Source organism: Algoriphagus ornithinivorans (genome assembly GCF_900115305.1).
Lineage (GTDB): Bacteria > Bacteroidota > Bacteroidia > Cytophagales > Cyclobacteriaceae > Algoriphagus > Algoriphagus ornithinivorans.
Map to the genome: position 1 here is coordinate 48,867 of NZ_FOVW01000013.1, position 21,057 is coordinate 69,923.

Below are 21,057 nucleotides of genomic sequence, written 5' to 3' on the forward strand. Positions count from 1 at the left end.
AAAACAAGGATAAACAGATGAAAAGCCTAAGAATTACCGGAGTTCCCGAACATTTCAACTTGCCCTGGAGAAGAGTGATAGAAAAACAGCCATTCCTCGAGGAAGGAGTGGAATTGATCTGGATAGATGAAAGTAGAGGTTCAGGCCAAATGAATCAGGCATTGAGGAACGACGAAACTGATTTGGCTTTGATTTTAACCGAAAGCTTCATTCAGGATTTTCAAAAAGGCAATCCTTCCAAAATGATAGGCTATCATGTCAAATCTCCTTTGATTTGGGGAGTTCATGTGGGAGGAAAAAGTTCAATCAATCAGATTTCCGATATTCAATCACCTCATTTTTACATAAGCAGGCCAGGGTCAGGATCTAATTTGATGGCCTTGGTTTTGGCTGAAAGAGAATCTTGGAATGCAGCTGATTTAAGTTTTGAGGTAGTTAGCAACTTACCCGGAGCTTTGGAGGCTTATCAGAGAAATGCTGAAGGAATTTTCTTATGGGAGAAATTCACAACCAAACCTTGGGTAGATTCCCATGAATTGAAAAGAATTGGTGAGGTTCCAAGTCCTTGGCCATGCTTCTCAATAATAGCATCTGATAAGGCCTTAAAAGAATTTGATACCTGGATTTTTAAATTAAGAGACCTGGTATATCAAGAATCTCAATATTTGAAGGCGAATCCATCCCAAACGATATCTGAAATTTCTGAGAAATATTCATTGAAAAAAGAGGATGTCACCTTGTGGTTTTCCCAAACTGATTGGGCTGTGACCAAAGAAGTCAATTCAGATGAGATGATTAAGGCTATGAAAAAAATGCTGGATTTGGGAATCATCTCTGAAATCCCTAATGCTTCAGAGTTTTTAAGAGTTGACTAACTCTCTGTTACTTTCTAAAACCTCCACGGGAATATTTACACAAACTTTTGATCCCTTATTTGGCTCACTTTCAATGGATAATTCTCCATTAATCAGTCGGATAAATTCCTTACAAACCTGAAGTCCAAGACCAGAACCCTTTTCATTATTTGTTCCTAATCGAGAATTAGTAATACTGTATTCATCGCTCAAAATTTTCTGAATTTGGCCTTCTGACATTCCAATTCCCTCATCTTTCACACACCATTCCAATACTCCCTGATTCTCTGTGACAGTGACCAAAATCTTATTGCCCTTTTCGGAATATTTGATGGCATTATTCAGGATATTTCTCACTATCACCTCCATCAAATCTTTATCCAGGCAAACTTCTAAATGCTCAGGCATTTCTACTAGAATTTCAATCTGCTTAGCCTTTAATTGAGCATCTAATAAGGACAAGGTGGCATCAACAATTGTCCTTAAGTTTACCTTCGTTGGATTTACAGTGAAACCTTCCATCTGAGCAGTAGACCATCTCAATGTATTAGATAGGGTAAAGTGCACTGAGTCCAAATCACGCTTCATAGTAGGCAATAATTCCTCAAACTCACTTTGACTTAGTTGATTATTGACAGTAATATCGATAATTGTCTTCAACTGACCGACTGGTCCTCTTAAGTCATGCCCTAAGATTGAGAATAGTTTATTTTTGGTTTGGTTGATTTCTTCCAGCTGTTTAGCACTTTGTTCTAAATGTCTATTTTGCTCTTCAATTTTGTTTTGCTGAATGATTAATTCGCGATTATACTTGTCAACATTCCGCTTAAGATTAAACAGCCAAACCAATAGTGCGATAATCAAGCCACCGCAAATACTTATAATCCAGACCACCCTATTAATAAAGGCTAATCGGTTCGCCTGATTTTCATTTTGAGCTTTTAGAAGTTCAAGTTCTGATTTTTCCAGATTTTGCTGGAACATCCCCTGCATCAAGGCAATCCTATCTCTGTTGGACTTATCTACCAGCGAATCATTGATTTTGGAATAAGTATTCATGTGCTGAAAAGCCAGATCTATCTCACCTTTTTCAGCCATTACCTGAGCCATGTATTTATGGCTTTTTGCCAATTCATCCCTAAAATTATTCTTGGACGAAATTGCTATCCCCTCTTCTAATATTTTCTCGGCTTGAATATTTTTTCCTAAAAGAAAGTATGTACTTCCCAGTCTATGGAGCAAGCTAGCCATGAAGGCAGAAGTCCCCTTCTGACGCGCCATATCCAAGGATTTTTCATAAATCAGCTGTGCTGAATCTAGGTCACCCTTTTGAAATAAAATATCTCCGATAACACGATAGGAAAATGATGGCAAATATGGAGAGCCGTTTTCTTCATTCACATGAATCGCTTTTTTAGCATAAAAAAGCGCCGAATCATAGTTCTCAAGAAGTGAATAATTAACTGCCACATTGTTCAAGCTCCTAATTTGGGTATAAACATCTGAAGCTTCTCGACTAATTAAAAATGCATCTTTGTAATGATCAATCGCCATTAAATAATTTTGCTGCTCATAATAAAGAGCTCCCATATTATTCAAAACCCTGGCAACTTGAGTCAGATCGTTTGCTTCTCTTGCAAGCTGATAAGACTCTTTGGCAAAATCAAAAGCTTTTTGCCATAAGCCCTGTCGATAATAAATCCAGCTTATATGTTCTGTGGCTTGTGATTCCGCAGAAAGGTCATTTAAGTCCTGAGCAAGTTTTTCAGCCTCCAATGCATAGACCAATGCCTCTGCCTGAGAAATTTCTCGTAAGCTAAAAGCAAGTTCAACCAAGACGTCCAATCTATCCTTTCCCTCGGAAATAGAAAGAGAGTTCTTCAGGCTATCAATACTTGCATTCTGGGCTAAAGCGGCTGATACAAGCAGAAAAAAAGAAAAAAGCGGTACGCAAAATAATCTGAGTTTCTTCACGACATGTTAGGATTCCAAGTGCAAATTAAATAGAATCAGTGAATTATGAACATACTTATTCTGATCCTGACCTAGAAATACGGATGAAAATTGAAAATCAGATTAAACGGGGTTAGAAATTATTTTAATTTTTCCCAATCCCAATTTTTATTCATTTGCGTGATGGCATGATATGCGGTGAGATCATATTGGCAGGGCACGATGGAAACATAATTGTTAGCAATCGCCCATTCATCGTTGTCTTCACCTTTATCAAAATTCACAAAGTTTCCTGCCATCCAAAAATACTTTCGCCCCGTAGGATCAAATCGCTCTGAAAACTCTTCCTGCCATTTTGCATCTGCCTGACGACAAACTTTTATGCCTTTGATATCCTCATTTTGCTTTGGAGGAAAATTGACATTTAAGGCAATCCCTTTGGGAATTCCATTTTCCAAAACTTGCCGTGCTATTTTCTCCACCCACTCTTCCACATGAGAAAAATCTGCTTTGGAAGAATAATCGCAAAGACTAAAACCTATTGAAGGATAACCTTCTAAAGCTCCCTCAATGGCGGCAGACATTGTACCGGAGTATAAAACAGAAATCGATGTATTGGAACCGTGATTAATTCCACTAACCACCAAATCAGGGGTTCTATCCTTTAAAACATAATGCTTTGCCAATTTTACACAATCAGCTGGTGTACCACTGGATTTGTAAGCAGCTATTCCATCAAAAATATCCTCATCGTATAGTCTAAGAGTTTCTCCAATTGTTATGGCATGCCCCATACCAGATTGAGGACTATCTGGGGCTACAACAACCACCTCCCCCAGTTTTTTCATGATAGATACTAGCACTCTAATACCCTTAGAAGTAATGCCATCGTCATTGGAGACGAGAATTAAAGGTTTGGACATTTAGTTTTTATTCAATTCGTTGTAATAGGCTGTAATGCGAAGCAAATCCCCTCTTTTATCATGCTCCAATCGGTTTTTTCGCATGAAAAGGCTGATTTCATCTTCGTAACCCGAAAGAAGGTTGAAGAGGTCCTTTTTCTTCAAGCTGTATTTCTGTATTTGATTGTCTTTGAAAAAGTAATAATTGAAAGCTAGTCTATATCCAGTCATGGTTTGTGGTCCCCAAAAAGGATTCATTCCCATAGGACCCCAAGCACCCATATTTCTGGAATCCGTCGCAACGTATTCCCTGCACAATAAGGCAATATCATTTCCTTCCGTCAAAACCTCGAAAAAGATTGGGGTTTCGTAATCTCCATTCAGGGAATAAGGCAAACTATAAAATCTTCTCATGCCTCCATAGATCTCATCGTAGATTTCGAAATTGGTGACATTGGAAGCTGTAAAAGTGGAAATCCGCTCAGTTTGTAACTGAACTAAATTATTTTCCAGGTCATATTTTACAAGACCTGAGTAGGTCTGGCCATCAGCTCCGTAAATATTTCCCTTGTGCCAAATCTGAGAAGGAAATTGATTCTGAGCAATCAAGGAAAGTGTAGCCACAAAGAGCAAGGTGATGGTAAATAATGCTTTTTTCATGCTAACTATCATGCTTGATTAAACGGTATTTGGGAGTTTGGGTTAGCCTATTTTAACTTGCCGACGAAACCAATTTACTTAAAGAAACTTACTTTAAGATATTGTGTCCCATTTTATCCCGCTTAGTTTTTAAATATTTTTCATTATGAGGATTAGGCTTAATCTCAATTGGCACTTGCTCCACAATTTCCAGTCCGTAGCCAATTAAACCTACTCTCTTTTGTGGGTTGTTGGAAATTAGGCGAATTTTCCCAACTCCCAAATCTCTCAAAATTTGGGCTCCAACTCCATAATCTCTGGAATCCATGGGCAGTCCCAAGGCAAGGTTTGCCTGTACAGTATCCATTCCCTGCTCCTGTAACTTATAAGCTTTGAGCTTGTTGATCAAACCAATTCCTCTACCCTCTTGGTTCATGTATAAGACCAAGCCCTTTCCTTCTTTTTCCACCATTTGCATGGCAGCGTGCAATTGCGGGCCGCAATCACATCGGCAACTTCCGAAAATATCACCAGTCATACAGGAAGAATGCACCCTAACTAAAATAGGCTCATCCTTATCCCAAGTTCCTTTGATCAATGCCAAATGAAGTTCTTGAGTATTTGTTTGACGGAAAGCGATCAAATCAAAATTTCCCCAGTCAGTCGGCATCTCCACGCCAATTTCTCGTTTGATCAGAGATTCATTTTTTAATCGGTAAGCTATTAGATCCTTGATGGAGACCAGCTTTAACTTGAATTTCTTCGCAACCTCCACTAAATCCGGAAGTCTTGCCATGGTTCCGTCTTCATTCATGATCTCAACCAATACACCCGCTGGCTGCAATCCTGCCAAACGCGAAAGGTCTATAGCTGCTTCAGTATGACCTGCTCTTCTGAGCACTCCTCCTCTTTTTGCTTTTAAAGGGAAAATATGTCCCGGCTTGCCCAATTCAGACGGATCTATGCTATCATCCACTAATGCTTTGATAGTTTTAGCTCGGTCGGAAGCTGATATACCGGTAGTACAACCATGTCCGATGAGATCTACGGAAACGGTGAATGGAGTTTCAAAAGCTGCGGTATTTTGCCCAACCATCATTTCCAAGCCCAGCTTCTCGCATCTGTCTTCAATTAATGGCGCACAAATCAAACCCCTGCCATGAGTGGCCATGAAGTTGATGATTTCAGGAGTGACTTTCTCTGCTGCGCAAACAAAATCCCCTTCATTCTCCCTGTCTTCATCGTCTACTACAATGATCACTTCACCGTTTTTGATTGCTTCTATGGCATCCTCGATGGGATCCAACTGGTATTTTTCCACAAGATTTGGGTTTGAATTCATTAGGAAAAGCAAATTTAAGTGCTTTCGGATTTAAAACAGGATGATGCCAAAGAAAGTTTGGTTTTACCCAATAACAATCCCTAGTTCCCGGTCGATTTCTACCTGAACTTTTTTCAAAGCAAAATAGATTTCCTGAAGCTCAATGATCTCCTTTTCATCTAATTGCTGGGTTTCAGCATTTTTGATCTTTTGCTTGGCTTCTTCCATCATTTTTTTGACAAATTTCCTTTTCAGTCTCAAAATAGTTTTAAAGCCTGTTAAGGTTAGATCATCCTGCTCCTTATTAATAATAATTTGATGTCTTTCTTCCCAGTGCACAGATACTTCATACCTAGGACTGATCAAGTCAATCACTTCCTGCTTGACTTCTGCATCATCCAATGACAAAAAATAATCCACTCCTGAAATTTCATTTCTGGCAAGCCTCTCGCGATAGATTTTTAAAATTCTTGAATAAACAGGCGTCTCGAAATCCAATTCCTGGGTCTCGCTCAGTAAATAATCTGAAAGTTGCAGGTCCTGACCTTCCAATTTTTCCAAACCATAATTCAACAAAAGCCTGATCATCTCCCGCTCTTGAAGCCTGAGAAGTTCAGAAAAAGAAGTTTGTTCTTGAGTTGGGAGGAAATTTTCAAAAGGTGTATCAGCAGACTCTTCCTGCTCATTTTGCTTGCTATAGGCATCTTTCTGACTCTTGAGAAGCCCCTTGTTCAGCTCCGCGTGGACAATTTCCTCCTCTATATCCAAGAGACCAGAAGCTTCTTTCGCATACACGGAACGAACAATAGGATCTGGTATTTTCCCAATGCTTTGAACCACCTCACGGATTACCTCTGCTTTCCTGATTGGATCCCGTTTGATTTCATCTTGGTACAAGCCAATTTTAAAGCCGATAAAGTCTTGGCTTTGACTATTTAAATATTCCTGAAAAGCCTTTGAGCCAACTTTTCTGGAATAGCTATCCGGATCCTCACCTTCAGGGAAAACGACAGCTTTTACGTTCAAACCTCCTTCTAACAGCAAATCAATTCCCCGAAGAGATGCCTTGATTCCTGCTGAGTCTCCATCATATAAAACGGTTACCTGATTGGTAAAGCGCTTGATTAATTTGATTTGCCCATCTGTAAGCGAAGTGCCTGAGGAGGCCACCACATTCTCAATCCCAGACAAATGGAGAGAAATGACATCTGTATACCCTTCGACCAAATAGCAATTGTCCTGATCACGAATGGCCTTTTTGGCCTGATACATCCCATACAGCACATCACTTTTATGATATACTGCCGTTTCAGGAGAGTTGATATACTTGGGCTGGTTCTTATCTTTAGTCAGAATCCTTGCTCCAAACCCAATAGGTTTTCCACTGATATTGTGGATAGTGAATGTTACTCTGTTTCTAAACCTATCATACTTCCTATCAGGATCTCCTTCCTTTTGAAGTATGAGTCCTGCTTTGAGTAAAATATCTTCGGTGAAACCTGCCTTTTTTGCAGCATTTAAAAGATGATCCCATCCATTCAATGCATAGCCCAAATCGAATTTCTCAATGATGGCAGGCCCAAAACCCCTTTCTTTAAAATAACTAAGGCCTATGCTTTTTCCTTCTTCAGTTTGCAGGTTTTTTACAAAAAAATCTCTGGCAAAGCCTAAAGCGATCAAAAGACTTTCCCTTTCACTTTGAGCCTGCTCTTGCTCAGGAGTACGGGTTTCATCTTCCTCTACTTCGATTCCATACTTTCCAGCGAGGTGTTTGATCGCCTCCTGAAAGCCTATCCCTTCAATATCCATTACGAACTGAAGTGGATCGCCAGCCTTTCCGCAGCCAAAGCACTTGTAGATTTGCTTAGCTGGTGAAACCGAGAATGAAGGTGTTTTCTCACCATGAAAAGGACAGCAAGCCCAAAGGTTTTGGCCTTTTTTCTTGAGTGGAACATAATCAGAGATGATCTCTTCTATGTCCATTCTTTCTTTAACCTTATCTGTGGTGAGTTTACTGATTCCCATAATTTTTCCGAGTAAACAAAGTTAATGTTCCCAGCCAAATAGAAAGGACAAATGGAGAACTATTTGAGCACTGAGCTAGTTTAGTGAGTCATAGGAATAGGATTAGCTTCCAAAAGCGAAGTCTTAGCCCTAACTTGCAGCAAATTTTATTTACAAATGCAGATTACCCAAGAAGCGATATTAAAAACACTTTCCAGAGTTCAGGATCCGGACCTTAAGCGAGATTTGGTGAGCTTGGGAATGATACAGGACATAGAGATTTCCAGCGATGTAATCCGAATGAAAGTTGTCCTTACCACCCCTGCCTGTCCACTAAAGGAAGTCATTAAAAACAATTGTTTAGAAGCTTTGGAGGAGGATTTCGGAAAAGGAATCCAATGGGATCTACATATGACTTCTCAAGTAACCACCGTTCGGGACGCTACTCCAATCCTTCCTGAAGTTAAAAATATCATTGCAATAGCCTCTGGTAAAGGAGGAGTGGGAAAATCTACCACTGCTGTAAATTTAGCAGTTGCACTTTCAGAATTGGGAGCTAAAGTAGGCTTGATAGATGCTGATATTTCAGGTCCATCTATTCCTACCATGTTCAATGTAGAAGGAGAGCAACCTGCGGTAAAAAAAGTTGGAGATAAGAATGTGATCATTCCAGTCACTCAGTATGGAGTTAAGCTAATGTCTATTGGCTTTTTGACACCGGCCGAATCGGCAGTTGTCTGGAGAGGTCCTATGGCAAGTTCTGCTTTAAGGCAGTTTATTTCAGATGTGGATTGGGGAGAATTGGATTACTTGTTGATTGATCTACCTCCGGGGACCTCTGACATTCATTTAACCATGGTTCAAACAGTGCCGGTGACAGGTGCTCTGATTGTAACCACACCGCAAAAAGTGGCTTTGGCAGATGCTACTAAGGGACTTTCCATGTTTAGACAGCCACAAATTAATGTTCCCGTTTTAGGTGTTGTTGAAAATATGGCTTACTTTACACCTGAAGAACTTCCTGACAATAAATATTACCTCTTTGGAAAAGAAGGAGGGAAAAAATTGGCAGAAAAGTATCAGGTACCGTTCTTAGGAGAAATACCAATAGTGCAGAGTATTAGAGAAAGTGGAGACACTGGTTATCCTGCGGTATTAAAAACTGGAGTAACAAAAAATGCGTATATGGAATTGGCAGAATCACTTGCTAGACAAATTGCCATCCGAAACGCTCAGGAAAAGAAAACAGAAGTAGTAGAAATAAAAGCATAATATAATGCAGGCAGAATTACGAGAACAGATTGAATTTGCGTTGGATACCATCAGACCTTATTTGGAAGCCGATGGAGGTAATGTAAGAATTGTGGAGTTGACCGATGATAAGGTTTTGAAAATTGAGATGTTGGGTTCTTGCGGGTCTTGTCCAATGTCTTCTATGACCTTGAAAGCGGGAGTAGAAGATGCCATCAAACGTGCCATACCTGAAATTGTACGGGTAGAGGCTGTAAATCTTTCGATGGCCTAATTCAAAAGAACTAAATGAAGAGATTTTCCAGCTTTTTCAACAAAGCAACTATGCTCCTTTTAGGAGCTATTTTTGCATATACCTCAGCCAATTCTCAAAATTTCACCATTTCACCTTTGCCTGATTATTCAGGAACGGCTAATTCAAAAAGTAATCATGCACATAATGAAAAATGTGCTCATGGTGTGCTGGAGGAAATGCTGGTGAAAGAAATGGGATACTTTGGCACCAAAGATTTTTTTGAAAACTGGATAGACAGCAAAATAGAAGCACAAAGGAATCAACCACTTTCTATTGCAAGAACTCAAGAAGAGATAAGATTGATTCCTGTGGTGGTCCATGTGATTCATAACGGAACGCCCATCGGTCAGGGAGCTAATGTACCTTTATCACAAATCGAGTCGCAAATTAGAACTCTCAATGAGGACTTCAGGAGATTAAATCAAGATGCTAACCGTACTCCAGCAGAGTTTTTACCGGTAGCCGCCGACGCCAAAATCGAATTTGTGTTAGCTAAGCAAGATCCTAATGGACTGCCAACCAATGGAATAGTAAGAATTCAAGGTCCCAAAACCTCTTATGCCCCACAAGATGCATCGCAGATTGGGCAGCTTAGTCAATGGAATCCGGACGAATACCTCAATATCTGGGTTGTGCCCTTAAACCAACCTTTTATTGGCTATGCTTCCTTTCCTGTTTCAGATTTACCTGGCTTAAATTTCTCCCCTGCCCCAGCAATTACCGATGGAGTTACAGTTGATTTCAGATTTTTTGGAAGTGGTGGAAATGCCATAGGAGCATCTCTGGGTAGAACAGCCACACACGAAGTTGGACACTATTTCGGACTAAGACATATTTGGGGAGATGGAGGCTGTGGCGTAGATGATTTTGTGTCTGATACTCCAGAACAGGATAATTCAAATAATACCTGTAATGACAATCCTTCCAGATTTAGCTGTGGATCTAATGATATGATCCAAAATTACATGGATTATACTCCTGATGCCTGTATGAATATTTTTACACGAGGACAGGTAGAAAGATTCAATGCGGTCTTAGCTAATAGTCCGAGAAGAAGGACTTTGGTAAATAATAGAGCTACGCAGGAGCCTGTTTTAGTGGATAGGGATTTAGCGATTTCAAGAATTATTGAGCCGGGAAATTTTGCTTGTTCCCCTATCATCTCTCCTTCTGTACAAGTGAAAAATGCAGGGCAACAAACTATTACTTCAGCTAGAGTAGAATTGAGAAGAAATGGTTCTGTTATTGAAAGCAGAAGGTTTACTTTGAATTTGGTGACGGGAGCAGATGCTACTTTGAGTTTTAATAATTTCAATCTTTTACCTGATGGAAATGAAGTAGAATTCAGAGTGGTTCAAGTCAATGATAATAGTGATGAAAACTCAGCAAACAATTCATTGACTTCCAGTCCAGTCTTGCAACAAGCTGCAAGTCTACCTTTAAGTTTGAATCTTGCTTCCATCCCGAGTTCCTGGTCAATCACCAATCCTGATGGATCTTTTACTTGGGAACCTACCAGATTGACAATCTCGGGGACTCAACAAGATCTGATCTATATCCGGCATTACGAATATGAAGCTCCGGGTGAATTGGACTACTTTATCTCCCCTATCATTGATTTGAGCGCCAATCCAAATGCGCAATTGGTATTTGAATTAGCCCATGCTCCTTACAATCAGCCGGGATTTCAGGATGACTTGATTGTGGCAGTTTCTACAGATTGTGGGAATACATTTCAAATAGCGGATGCTACCTATGACAAATCTGGAGTTTCATTGGAAACCTCCAACCCTACATTAAATGAGTTTATTCCAACTCAAAACAGTCAGTTTAGAACCGAATTAGTAAACCTTAGCCCATTTGCTGATTTAGGCCAAGTCAGAATTGCTTTCATTTCTGTTAATTCTTATGGTAACAATATCTACTTGAGAAATATTAGAATTCTTAAGGAAGAGCAGTTCAAATACGAGTTGACCATGAATGAGGTAATTCTTCCTACACCGATTTCAGATGGAAGATACGAGGAAGAGGTAATTCGAGTGACTAATACAGGGAATCTTCCGGTTTCGCGATTTGTATTTACAAGAAGTATTAATGGCTCTTCTACTCAAGCTTTTGTTGCTGAGGGGGCTCCAGTAGCTCCTGGAGCAAGCTTTAATTTAACCGGAGGAAATTCTACTCGGGAAGGAGTCAATAGATTGAATTATGGAGTAATATTTCCAAATTTTGACCAAAACATAGGTAATGAGAGTGAGTTGGAAAGGTTTGTAATCGAGGATAGCCAAAACACCTTGGTTCCATGGAGACAAAACTTTAATTTCTCCACATCCATTGATCCTTGGAGAACAATCAACCCAGAGGAAAACAGGGACTCATGGAGGACAATCCCCACCAATAATTCCTCCAACAATGTCAATGGAGTGCAGAACCCACAACCTGGGAATTCCTACTGGCTTGGATCTCCAATATTCAACTTATCCAATCGAACTCAGGCCTCTGTATTTTTCGATTATGCAGTTGGAGAGATGGCCCCTTCTACTCGATTGACGCTATTTGCCAGTTCTAATGCGGGAGAAACTTACATTCCTGTTTGGGAGGCAGTAGGAGAAGATCTAAGAACTACATCCGCAAATATAGCAAGCCCAAGTAATGCCTCTGACTTTAGAAGGGAATTCGTGAACCTTACAGAGTTCACAGGTAATGGAAACCAATCTGTCAGGTTAGCTTTTGCTCTTGATGCTGGAGAAGGATTTAATACTCCTATATATCTGGATAATATTGAGCTATTCCTGACTGCTAACCCACAGCCTGTAATTCCAACAGAGGGCATGAGTATTCTTTATCCAAATCCTGCTTCCGACTACTTCAATATTGCATTTAACTTGCCTCGTTATGAAAACGTGACAATCCAGATTGTTTCGGCAAGTGGACAAGTATTGCAGCAAGTCGTATATCCTAACACATTGAACCAAACTTATTCTTTCAGCAGAGAGATTTTCCCTCCTGGATTTTATATAGTCAGGATCAATAGCAATACGATCAGCGAGACAAAAAAATTGATAATTAATTAATGCTAAATAAGCCGAAGATGTACACTTCGGCTTATTTTTTGCCTTTCAGAAAGCCTCCATATTTCCAATCTTTGGGTGCATGAAAAATCCCAATTATCTTTAGGCATTAATATTTATACATGAGCACTTTCCAGTATTCCCTGAAAAAAATTCTTATCAACCTTGGCATTATCATAGGCATAGCAATTCTTTTGGGTTTTCTTTTCCTAAAAGTTTATCTTCCTATGTACACAAATCACGGCGAAACGGTGTCTGTACCGGATTTATCAGGATATACTTTTGATGAAAGTCAGGATATTTTAGAAAAGGCTGGTCTTAATTATCAGGTTTCTCCAGATTCCGGTTTCAACATGGATGAAAAACCTTTAGCGGTTTTGAAGCAAATCCCTCCAGCCAACGAACAGGTAAAAGGGGGAAGAAAAATTTATTTAACGCTTAATGCCCGAAATGCACCAATAATCAAGATGCCAAACTTGGTCAATATGCCGTTAAAGAACGTACAGGAAATACTAGCCAATATTGGGTTGGAAAGAGGAGAATTGATATACGTTCCTGACATTGGAGCAAATGTAGTATTGGAACAAAGATACAGGGGAGTAAGTATCTCCGAAGGGTTTGAGATTCCGAAAGGAGCAAAAATTGATTTGGTTGTTGGCAACGGTTTGGGGAATCAGGTTTTAAATGTTCCTAGCTTAATCGGGATGGATGAAATTGATGCCGAATTCCTTATTTTAGGTTCAGGCCTTCGAGTAGGTCAAAAAACTTACATGAAAAATGATACGTTAGCATCAGGCAGGGTGTTTCGTCAGTCTCCTCCTGCTGAATCAATGGTGAAAACCGGCGATATTATAGATCTTTGGATTTCCGGTGAAGGAAGTTTCTAAAACCATATGGGAAATAAACCCAATTTTTATGTTCTGATTTTTCTCCTTTTTATAGGCGCAGAGACCTCTTTTGCCCAATTAGTAGAATTGGGGACTGTTCCACACAAAAACTTCAAACCTCAGGTAGAGTTTGGGGCAAATTCGAGAATTACCAATACCAACACTCTTCCATTTTGGGATGATTTTAGTCAAGGCATGGATACCTTGGCTTGGGTTTTCGAGGGAGCTTCCTATAGCGAAAGTATTGGAATCAATGCTCCTTCTGTAGGAGTCATTATTCTGGATGGAACTGACTCCAATGGAAAGCCCTATTCAAGACAAATTAGGGATCAAGGAGCCGGAGATTACCTGACTTCCCGTCCTTTTGATTTATCTACACTTTCAGTTGCTCAAAGTACAAGTCTCTTTTTAAGCTTCTTTTGGCAGGCTGGTGGAAGAGCTGAAATGCCCGATGAAAACGACCGCTTGGTATTGCAGTTTCTAAACCGAAATGGACAATGGATCAGCGTTTGGGAAATATCCGGTGGACCAGAACGAGATCCTAACCAATTTTCTCAAGAATCTGTGCAGGTCCTAGCCGACTTTCAGCATGAGGCTTTTCAGTTTCGATTTGTGAATTTCGGTCGCCTTTCAGGACCATTTGATACCTGGATTTTGGATTATGTCTATTTGAATACAGGCAGAACTTTTAATCAATTAAGCTATTTGGATAGAGCCTTAACCCAAGCTAATGAATTGAAATTTGGGGATTACACGGCAGTTCCTGCGGTTTTCTCTTCTTCCCTACCCTCCTCTATCGGGTCTATTAAAAACGAATTTTACAATCTGGAAAATAGGTTTCGGGCAATGGAGTACTCTGTATTAATTACCAATACAAATACTGGTGCTTCAGTTCCTATTAATTTAAACACCCCTTTCAACCCTGTTCCAACTGCCCTGGAAAGAAGGGGATTTTCAAGTAATTCACCATCTCAGGTACCTGCAATTTCCGAGGAAACAGATTTAGAAATAAAAACTTATTTAACCACAGGAGATAAAAGTCTCTTTGAAATCAACTCCGGTGACAGCACTTTTTTCAGCCAAGTAAATTATCGGGTCAATGATACGGTGACGACTCTTATTCCAATCAGGGATTTCTTTGCCTATGACGATGGAAGGGCTGATTATGCAGCTGGAATCAATCAGCGTTCGGGGATGCTTGCAGTTAAGTATCAAGTGGATCAGCCTGTCTATATCAAGGGGCTTACCATCAACTTTACAAACGCCGATCAAATAGATTTCCCTATAGATATCATGGTTTGGCAAAACCTGGATAATCAACCTGTTTTTAGAAGAGAGGAATTGATTCCATTTAAAAATGGAATTGACTCACTTACCTACTTCTCTTTGGACACCAACATACAGGTTACGGGGGAATTTTATGTGGGTTTTACCCAGTTTACCAATGATTTCATACACATAGGTCTGGATAAGAATAATGATCAAGGTGATAAGATTTTTTATAATGTTAATGGTACGTGGGCAGAAAATACTGAAGTAAGAGGTTCGTTAATGATTAGACCACATGTGAGTCTGGCTCCTCCTTTTGCTCAATCCGAAAATCCTTCAGAGATATTCAGAATCTACCCTAATCCTGTCGAAAATCAACTGAATATTGAGGGGAAATTTAGAGACATTAAGGTGTTCGATTCATTTGGCAGAGAGATTTTACTTGAGAGAGAATCGACAGAGCGAGGAGAAATCCTTAACTTTAGAGGTCAGAAGTCAGGAATTTATGTGCTCCACCTGCTTTCTGAAAAAGGAGCCGAATCGTTTAGAATTTTAGTGAAATAATTATGGAAGATATTGACGTAAAAGAACTGAAAGAAAGACTGGAGAAAAAAGACAAATTTCTTTTTTTGGATGTCCGGGAAGAGTGGGAATATGAAGATGATAATCTTGGAGCAAAAAATATCCCCTTAGCAGATCTTCCCCATCGTTTGGAGGAACTTGATTCTTACAAAGATCAAGAAATTATCATCCATTGCAGAAGCGGTGCTAGAAGCGGAAATGCCAAAAAGTTTCTAGAAAGTAAGGGATTCTCCCAAGTCAGAAATGTTTTGGGTGGAATCATGGCTTACAGAGATCTATAAGTTTTGTCCGAAAAAATTTCTAAACCCTGAGAAGAGCAACCTTTTCAGGGTTTTGTTTTTTTGGTAAATCAGAAAATAACCAGGTATAGTTATAAATTTTACACTCTTTTAGATAATCATTCAGAGAAGATAAATGGCTGTGGAGAGAAGCAAAGGCAAAAGATAATAATAGCAATCCAACCTATAATCTTTCTTCTAGCGTCCAACTCTTTATACCCTGATACCTCTGGATGTCTTGTTCCCATCACCCTTCCAAGTAAAAATCCAAAAAACAGCCAGCCTTGATAGCCCTGAATGGTTGGAAAAAAATATGCAATTAAATATTGACTTGCCGCTATACTTAAGGCAAAAGTCAATTTTGTTTGAGCAGTAAGTCCCGATTTATGATAACAGATATAAAGAAAACCTAAGTAAAGTGGAATTCTAATAATGAGTTCTTCAGCCGGGAAAAAAGGACTGATCATCCCCAAACCTGCATAAAAGAGAAATAAGGTGAAGGCGCTAAGGGAGATTTCTTTATGCCTCTTTGGGAAAAGTCCAAAAATCACATGCCCACCATCAAGTTGTCCAATTGGTAAAAGATTAAGCGCTGTAAAAAACAGAGCCAGGTAACCTGCAAATAAGAAGGGATAATGGATTAACTCTGACATTTCAGGCATCCTTTCCGGATCAGCTAGCGTGGAGCTCATCAGTGAGAAAAGAAGATTATTACCCAACTCAAAATCTACCACCTGATCACCATAACCTTCAAATTCAGGATTTGCGTATTCAGGGTGAATTTCATAAATGTATTCAGCTGGAGGAAGTGTTGTAAATCCATATGTTAAAACTCCCAATGCAATCACAAATCCAGCTAATGGCCCCGCAACTCCAATATCAAAGAATTTTTTTCGGGAATTGACGAAACTTTTCATCTGAATAATGGCTCCAAATGTACCTATGGAAGGTATTCCTAGGAAACCTAACCAAGCTGGAATGAAAAATGGCAAGGAGGATTTGACTTTGTGATGAATTGAGGTGAATAAGTGCCCCAACTCATGAATCAATAGAATTCCGATGAAAGGAATCGAAAATGCAAATGACCTCAAGAAATAGTCCCAGCTCAAAAAATCATCACCTTTTGCAATGACTGATTTACCATAAACCCATTCACCTCCTGCTAAAGTGCTGGCGATTAGGGTAAGGATAAATAATATGGTATGTATAAAGTACTCCTTCTTACTGTACATGCTTTAAATAATCAAAAATAACTTCAGGCCCAGTTACCTGTATAGCCTGAATCCCTATTTCACTAGCTCCCTGAACATTTTGTTCAAGATCGTCAAAAAATACAACCCTTTCAGGAGAAGTACCCAAATCAGTGATCATTTTATGGTAAATCTCAGGTTGAGGTTTTGCCAATCCCATTTCATGACTTAAAAATACCCAGTCAAATACAGGGTCAAAATTGGCAAGGCCATGATCTCTTTTTAAAATATCGTTGACAGCCAAAATATGAATCATATTGGTATTACTCAAAACTCCAACTTGATAGTGCTTCCTCACTCTATTGACCAATTCCAATCTCTCAGCTGGGATTTTACCAAGCAAAGAGTTCCAAAGTGAATCAATCTTCTCATCTTCCCAATCTTGATCAAAATAGTTTCTGACTTCAGTTCGAAAACTTACAGAATCTATCAAACCTTTTTCATAGGCATAATGAAAATCAGTTTTGTAAAAATCATCTACCAAATGATGAAGATTAGACGGAACTTCCTGACGTATAAGAGATAAGGATCTTTGATAATCTATGTCAATAATTACATTACCTAAATCGAAAATTAAAAAGTCTGCGTCCGGTGTTTTTTTCATCCGTAAATATGGTTGTGAATATGATTTCAAATATGTAACATTGCATTCCCAAAACCAAGGTATTTTAGCATTTGAGCTAATCCAAGCGGGATTTTATCAAGAATTTTCTTGTTTAAAAGTAATTATTGGGCCTATAACTCAGTTGGTTAGAGTATCTGACTCATAATCAGAAAGTCCCTGGTTCGAGCCCAGGTGGGCCCACAAAGCCATCCCAAAACGGATGGCTTTTTATTTTTTTATCATCTCATCTAAAACATTGCAATTTTTTTTAAACCCATTGCTTTTTAATTAATCTAAATGCTATTTCAAGAAATTTTTACAAGCTATCAATGACTGTCCAAAAGGCTGATTCGATCAAAACCAAAGGAATGCTTCTTGCTTTGGCGGCAGCTATTTTTTGGGGAATTTCAGGCAACTGTGCCCAGTTTTTATTCGAACAAAAAAATATAGATCCTTCTTGGTTGGTTTGCTGGAGGCTGATCCTTGCGGGAGCACTGCTTTTGGTTTTTAGTTTCTTCCAATCCAAAAAAGAAACCCTTTCCATATGGAAATCTAAAAGCTCAATTACCCAACTGATAATTTTTAGTATTCTGGGCATGTGGGCAGTACAATTCAGCTATTTCTACAGCATTCGACTTTCCAACGCTGCCACCGCAACAGTCATCCAATATATCGGCCCTGTATTCGTGGTTTCTTTCTATGCAATTAAGTTCAGAAGGTGGCCTGTTTTAGCTGAAATGGCATCCATGATTTTTGCCGTATTGGGCACATTTCTATTGGTCACCCACGGAACTTGGTCTACTTTGGTTATTTCACCGCAAGCTTTGATTTGGGGGCTACTATCAGCACTTGCTTTGGCTTTTTACACCATCTATCCTGTTCAGTTACTTGCCAAACATTCAGCAGCAGCCGTCTCGGGATGGGGAATGCTTTTGGGTGGCTTGTTCTTTGCCATTTACCTTCAGCCGTGGCAAATAAACGGAATTTGGGATGTAGAGTCATTTGCCGCATTTGGCTATATCATTGTTTTTGGAAGCCTGTTGTCATTTTTCTTTTTCCTCACCGCAATTCCATTGATTGGAGCTCAAACAGCATCTTTGCTATGTAGCGTGGAACCTTTATCTGCAGCCATGATGGCTGTAGTTTGGTTAGGAGTCTCTTTTACTGCTATGGATTGGTTAGGAACATTTCTAATCCTTTCCACCATTGCACTTTTATCCTTGGCTACCAAGCCAAAGAAACTTCCCCTGTAAGTTGCCTCCTGAAAAGCTTGGAGGTTTGATGAAAAACCCAATTTTTATTCTGAAATTCATATAAGAAACCCAGATTTCCATTGGTTTTTTTCGTAGAAAATCTTGAAACCAAAAAGTAAAAACAGTTTTTCCAAAAAAATATAGTAAATGAAATCGAGCAGGATACAAGCAATCCAAATTAAAATAATTTTCAGCCTTGCTAGATGCCATAAAACTATTTAATCCAAAATGAGAACTTATGAAAAAAGCAGTTATCCTTGGTGCTAATGGAAATATTGGGAAATATGTTTCCCTAGAGCTGGCTAAAACTGATTATCAACTGGTTCAATTCAGCAGAAAGCCTCAAAAAATTAATCATACTGACATCCTATTTGCGGGAGATATTTTAGATTCAAATTCAGTCCATAAAGCCTGTGAAGGAGCAGATCTGATTTTCCTACTGGTAGGCATCCAGTATTCTAGCAAAGCTTGGGCGAAACAATGGCCTGTTATCATGCGAAATACATTAGACGCTTCTATTGCAAACCAAGCCAAACTGGTGTTTTTTGATAACATGTATGCTTTAGACCCGGAAGAAATTTCTCATCTAACTGAAAAAACTGCTTTGGAGGCAAGCAGTAAAAAAGGAAAAGTTAGGAAACAGATATTAGAAATGCTGTGGTCAGAGGTAGCTTCCAAAAAATTAAAAGCACTTGTAGCCCGATCAGCGGATTTTTATGGACCAGGTGCTGGTAATAGCATGTTGAATGAAATGGTCATTTCAAAAATGAAGTCAGGTAAGAAACCCCAATGGCTATACTCAGCTTCCAAAAAGCATTCCTTTACCTATGTTCCCGACGCAGGCAAAGCAACTGCTTTTTTGGCATTGCAGGAAGATTCCTGGAATCAAGCTTGGAACTTACCAACTGACTCTTCCTATCCCAGCTTGGAAGAAATTGTGCATATCCTAAATGAAGAATTGAACAGCTCGCATCAGGTTCAAGTTATGCCAGCCTGGCTTATTTCTGTTTTATCCTTATTTATGTCTATACTGAAAGAGGTTAAAGAACTTCGATATCAACTAGGCCAGGATTATTGCTTTGATTCCAAAAAAATCCAGCAAAAATATGGAATCTACCCTACTCCAATTAGAGAAGGACTTAAAAACTGTCTTCGATAATTATGCATGAACATCACCACCATCCACAGGATAGCAATAATTTAAAGATTGCTTTTTTTCTGAATTTGGGTTTTACCATTTTAGAGTTGGTTGGAGGATTTTGGGTAAATTCAGTGGCAATATTATCAGATGCCATTCATGATTTGGGAGACTCCCTTTCATTAGGATTGGCCTGGGGATTACAAGAAAAATCCAAGCAAAAAGCCAACGATAGTTTCTCTTTTGGCTACGGTAGATTTTCACTTTTAGGCGCCCTAATCAATGCCATGGTGCTAATCATTGGCTCCGTTTTCATCATAAATGAAGCAATCCAAAGACTCATAACCCCTGAATTGAGTGATGCAAAAGGGATGATCTTTTTTGCAATTTTCGGGGTAATTGTCAATGGCTATGCCGCTTGGAAGGTGGGTCACGGACATTCCCAAAATGAAAAAGTAATCAGTTGGCACCTGATTGAGGATGTTTTGGGTTGGGTAGCTGTTTTAATTGGGGGAATACTTCTCTTATTTTTCGATTGGCCTTGGATTGACCCTGTCTTATCCTTGGGTATCACGCTTTTCATTCTCTGGAATGTTTTAAAAAATCTAAAAGAAACCTTGTATATATTTCTTCAGGCAGTGCCTTCTGATATTTCTCTAGACCAAATCAAAAAAGAGTTGTGTGCTCTTCCAATAGTTGAATCCATTCATCATACCCATCTTTGGTCAATGGAAGGCGCTCACCACGTTTTTACTGCTCATGTGCGCTTGAAACAAGTTCAAAACCTAAAAGAATTGCTTGAATCCAAAAAGCAAGTACAAGAGACTCTCAAAAAATATCCTCTGAGTCATTACACCATAGAGTGGGAATTGTCAGAGGAAAATTGTGCCTTGGAGCAAAAAGAAAATCCATTCAGATAAGAGCGAGAACTCTGTCTCTAAGCTCGGGCAACACTTCAGTTTCAAACCAAGGGTTTTTTCTCATCCATAATCTATTTCTTGGGGATGGATGAACCAAAGGGAAATAATTTGGTAAATACTCTTTGAAATTTTTCACCGTCTCCGTCAGATTGTTTTTTCTTCTTTCTCCCAAATAATAGGATTGGGCAAAAGCACCAATTAATAAAATCAACTTCAGGTTAGGCATCTGTGAAGATAACATAGAATGCCAGGTAGGTGCGCATTCCTTTCTTGGAGGCAAGTCTCCTACCCTACCTCTGCCGGGATAACAAAATCCCATGGGCATAATTCCAAAAATCTCAGGATCATAAAAAGTATTGCTATCCACATCGAGCCATCTTCTTAACTCATTTCCACTTGGATCATTCCATGGAATACCTGTTGCATGAACTTTGGTTCCTGGTGCTTGTCCGATAATTAGAATTTTACTTTGAGAATTTATCGAAAGCACTGGATTGGCTCCTAATGGAAGATGCGCTTCACAAAGCTTGCAATTTCTAACCTCCCGAAGAATTGAATTTAAATTTTCCATGAAAAATTGACCTTTTCT

General features: G+C 39.2%; 18 protein-coding genes and 1 tRNA gene. 11 read left to right on the forward strand and 8 right to left on the reverse strand.

Annotation, left to right across the window (positions count from 1 at the left end; all coding sequences use genetic code 11):
- Window positions 1-17: 17 nt before the first annotated feature.
- On the forward strand, window positions 18-875 hold the full coding sequence (locus BM073_RS17070; RefSeq protein ID WP_091655552.1) for a type 2 periplasmic-binding domain-containing protein: 858 nt from the start codon (window positions 18-20) through the stop codon (window positions 873-875).
- Here BM073_RS17070 and BM073_RS17075 read toward each other — a convergent pair.
- The 5 genes from BM073_RS17075 to dnaG form a co-directional block, all read right to left on the reverse strand.
- On the reverse strand, window positions 861-2,828 hold the full coding sequence (locus BM073_RS17075; protein ID WP_091655553.1) for a tetratricopeptide repeat-containing sensor histidine kinase: 1,968 nt from the start codon (window positions 2,826-2,828) through the stop codon (window positions 861-863). The two genes, BM073_RS17070 and BM073_RS17075, sit on opposite strands and share 15 nt — an antisense overlap.
- A 119-nt stretch (window positions 2,829-2,947) precedes the next feature.
- Window positions 2,948-3,730: a 5'/3'-nucleotidase SurE gene (gene surE / locus BM073_RS17080; RefSeq protein ID WP_091655554.1), complete on the reverse strand. Its 783-nt coding sequence runs from the start codon at window positions 3,728-3,730 to the stop codon at window positions 2,948-2,950.
- Complete coding sequence (locus tag BM073_RS17085) at window positions 3,731-4,369, reverse strand: hypothetical protein (protein WP_175557946.1); 639 nt, start codon at window positions 4,367-4,369, stop codon at window positions 3,731-3,733.
- A gap of 88 nt (window positions 4,370-4,457) precedes the next feature.
- Entirely contained in the window at window positions 4,458-5,669 is a 1,212-nt protein-coding gene (locus tag BM073_RS17090; RefSeq protein WP_394344575.1) for a bifunctional 3,4-dihydroxy-2-butanone-4-phosphate synthase/GTP cyclohydrolase II, read from the reverse strand.
- Window positions 5,670-5,753: 84 nt separating this feature from the next.
- Window positions 5,754-7,694 carry a DNA primase gene (gene dnaG, locus BM073_RS17095; RefSeq protein WP_091655557.1) on the reverse strand — a complete coding sequence of 647 codons (1,941 nt, stop codon included), beginning with the start codon at window positions 7,692-7,694 and terminating at the stop codon, window positions 5,754-5,756.
- A 156-nt stretch (window positions 7,695-7,850) separates the two neighbouring features.
- Between dnaG and BM073_RS17100 the strand changes: the two genes are divergently transcribed.
- From BM073_RS17100 to BM073_RS17125, 6 genes are all read left to right on the forward strand, one after another.
- On the forward strand, window positions 7,851-8,945 hold the full coding sequence (locus tag BM073_RS17100) for an Mrp/NBP35 family ATP-binding protein (RefSeq protein WP_091655558.1): 1,095 nt from the start codon (window positions 7,851-7,853) through the stop codon (window positions 8,943-8,945).
- A gap of 4 nt (window positions 8,946-8,949) precedes the next feature.
- The gene (locus tag BM073_RS17105; protein WP_091655559.1) at window positions 8,950-9,198 is read left to right on the forward strand and encodes a NifU family protein; all 249 of its coding nucleotides are present in this window, start codon (window positions 8,950-8,952) and stop codon (window positions 9,196-9,198) included.
- 14 nt (window positions 9,199-9,212) lie between these two features.
- The gene (locus tag BM073_RS17110; protein WP_245756451.1) at window positions 9,213-12,290 is read left to right on the forward strand and encodes a T9SS-dependent choice-of-anchor J family protein; all 3,078 of its coding nucleotides are present in this window, start codon (window positions 9,213-9,215) and stop codon (window positions 12,288-12,290) included.
- A gap of 119 nt (window positions 12,291-12,409) precedes the next feature.
- Complete coding sequence (locus BM073_RS17115) at window positions 12,410-13,174, forward strand: PASTA domain-containing protein (RefSeq protein ID WP_091655560.1); 765 nt, start codon at window positions 12,410-12,412, stop codon at window positions 13,172-13,174.
- 6 nt (window positions 13,175-13,180) lie between these two features.
- The gene (locus tag BM073_RS17120) at window positions 13,181-15,007 is read left to right on the forward strand and encodes a T9SS type A sorting domain-containing protein (protein WP_091655561.1); all 1,827 of its coding nucleotides are present in this window, start codon (window positions 13,181-13,183) and stop codon (window positions 15,005-15,007) included.
- Window positions 15,008-15,009: 2 nt separating this feature from the next.
- Window positions 15,010-15,306 (forward strand): rhodanese-like domain-containing protein, encoded by a 297-nt coding sequence (locus BM073_RS17125; protein WP_091655562.1) that lies wholly within the window; start codon window positions 15,010-15,012, stop codon window positions 15,304-15,306.
- 116 nt (window positions 15,307-15,422) lie between these two features.
- On the opposite strand, the gene BM073_RS17130 is transcribed toward BM073_RS17125, so the two are convergent.
- Both BM073_RS17130 and BM073_RS17135 read right to left on the reverse strand, forming a co-directional pair.
- Window positions 15,423-16,535, reverse strand: a complete 1,113-nt coding sequence (locus tag BM073_RS17130) for a site-2 protease family protein (protein ID WP_091655563.1) — start codon at window positions 16,533-16,535, stop codon at window positions 15,423-15,425.
- The gene (locus tag BM073_RS17135) at window positions 16,525-17,157 is read right to left on the reverse strand and encodes an HAD family hydrolase (RefSeq protein WP_091655564.1); all 633 of its coding nucleotides are present in this window, start codon (window positions 17,155-17,157) and stop codon (window positions 16,525-16,527) included. The genes BM073_RS17130 and BM073_RS17135 overlap by 11 nt, the downstream gene beginning before the upstream one ends.
- A gap of 127 nt (window positions 17,158-17,284) precedes the next feature.
- On the opposite strand from BM073_RS17135, the gene BM073_RS17140 reads away from it, so the two are divergent.
- From BM073_RS17140 to BM073_RS17160, 4 genes are all read left to right on the forward strand, one after another.
- A tRNA-Ile gene (locus BM073_RS17140) sits at window positions 17,285-17,358 on the forward strand.
- A 128-nt stretch (window positions 17,359-17,486) separates the two neighbouring features.
- Window positions 17,487-18,410: a DMT family transporter gene (locus BM073_RS17145; RefSeq protein ID WP_175557947.1), complete on the forward strand. Its 924-nt coding sequence runs from the start codon at window positions 17,487-17,489 to the stop codon at window positions 18,408-18,410.
- A gap of 238 nt (window positions 18,411-18,648) precedes the next feature.
- Window positions 18,649-19,569 (forward strand): NAD-dependent epimerase/dehydratase family protein, encoded by a 921-nt coding sequence (locus BM073_RS17155; protein ID WP_091655566.1) that lies wholly within the window; start codon window positions 18,649-18,651, stop codon window positions 19,567-19,569.
- A gap of 2 nt (window positions 19,570-19,571) precedes the next feature.
- Window positions 19,572-20,468: a cation diffusion facilitator family transporter gene (locus BM073_RS17160; protein ID WP_091655567.1), complete on the forward strand. Its 897-nt coding sequence runs from the start codon at window positions 19,572-19,574 to the stop codon at window positions 20,466-20,468.
- Here the strand turns inward: BM073_RS17160 and BM073_RS17165 are convergent.
- Entirely contained in the window at window positions 20,461-21,039 is a 579-nt protein-coding gene (locus tag BM073_RS17165; RefSeq protein WP_091655568.1) for a uracil-DNA glycosylase family protein, read from the reverse strand. The genes BM073_RS17160 and BM073_RS17165 overlap by 8 nt on opposite strands.
- Window positions 21,040-21,057: the final 18 nt, after the last annotated feature.

What these genes read in the sequence shown, in the direction of transcription:
- BM073_RS17070 (WP_091655552.1), top strand. Translation starts at nt 18, where the DNA reads ATGAAAAGCCTAAGAATTACCGGAGTTCCCGAACATTTCAACTTGCCC.
- surE (WP_091655554.1), bottom strand. Translation starts at nt 3,730, where the DNA reads ATGTCCAAACCTTTAATTCTCGTCTCCAATGACGATGGCATTACTTCT.
- BM073_RS17085 (WP_175557946.1), bottom strand. Translation starts at nt 4,369, where the DNA reads ATGAAAAAAGCATTATTTACCATCACCTTGCTCTTTGTGGCTACACTT.
- dnaG (WP_091655557.1), bottom strand. Translation starts at nt 7,694, where the DNA reads ATGGGAATCAGTAAACTCACCACAGATAAGGTTAAAGAAAGAATGGAC.
- BM073_RS17100 (WP_091655558.1), top strand. Translation starts at nt 7,851, where the DNA reads ATGCAGATTACCCAAGAAGCGATATTAAAAACACTTTCCAGAGTTCAG.
- BM073_RS17105 (WP_091655559.1), top strand. Translation starts at nt 8,950, where the DNA reads ATGCAGGCAGAATTACGAGAACAGATTGAATTTGCGTTGGATACCATC.
- BM073_RS17110 (WP_245756451.1), top strand. Translation starts at nt 9,213, where the DNA reads ATGAAGAGATTTTCCAGCTTTTTCAACAAAGCAACTATGCTCCTTTTA.
- BM073_RS17115 (WP_091655560.1), top strand. Translation starts at nt 12,410, where the DNA reads ATGAGCACTTTCCAGTATTCCCTGAAAAAAATTCTTATCAACCTTGGC.
- BM073_RS17120 (WP_091655561.1), top strand. Translation starts at nt 13,181, where the DNA reads ATGGGAAATAAACCCAATTTTTATGTTCTGATTTTTCTCCTTTTTATA.
- BM073_RS17125 (WP_091655562.1), top strand. Translation starts at nt 15,010, where the DNA reads ATGGAAGATATTGACGTAAAAGAACTGAAAGAAAGACTGGAGAAAAAA.
- BM073_RS17130 (WP_091655563.1), bottom strand. Translation starts at nt 16,535, where the DNA reads ATGTACAGTAAGAAGGAGTACTTTATACATACCATATTATTTATCCTT.
- BM073_RS17135 (WP_091655564.1), bottom strand. Translation starts at nt 17,157, where the DNA reads ATGAAAAAAACACCGGACGCAGACTTTTTAATTTTCGATTTAGGTAAT.
- BM073_RS17145 (WP_175557947.1), top strand. Translation starts at nt 17,487, where the DNA reads ATGACTGTCCAAAAGGCTGATTCGATCAAAACCAAAGGAATGCTTCTT.
- BM073_RS17155 (WP_091655566.1), top strand. Translation starts at nt 18,649, where the DNA reads ATGAAAAAAGCAGTTATCCTTGGTGCTAATGGAAATATTGGGAAATAT.
- BM073_RS17160 (WP_091655567.1), top strand. Translation starts at nt 19,572, where the DNA reads ATGCATGAACATCACCACCATCCACAGGATAGCAATAATTTAAAGATT.
- BM073_RS17165 (WP_091655568.1), bottom strand. Translation starts at nt 21,039, where the DNA reads ATGGAAAATTTAAATTCAATTCTTCGGGAGGTTAGAAATTGCAAGCTT.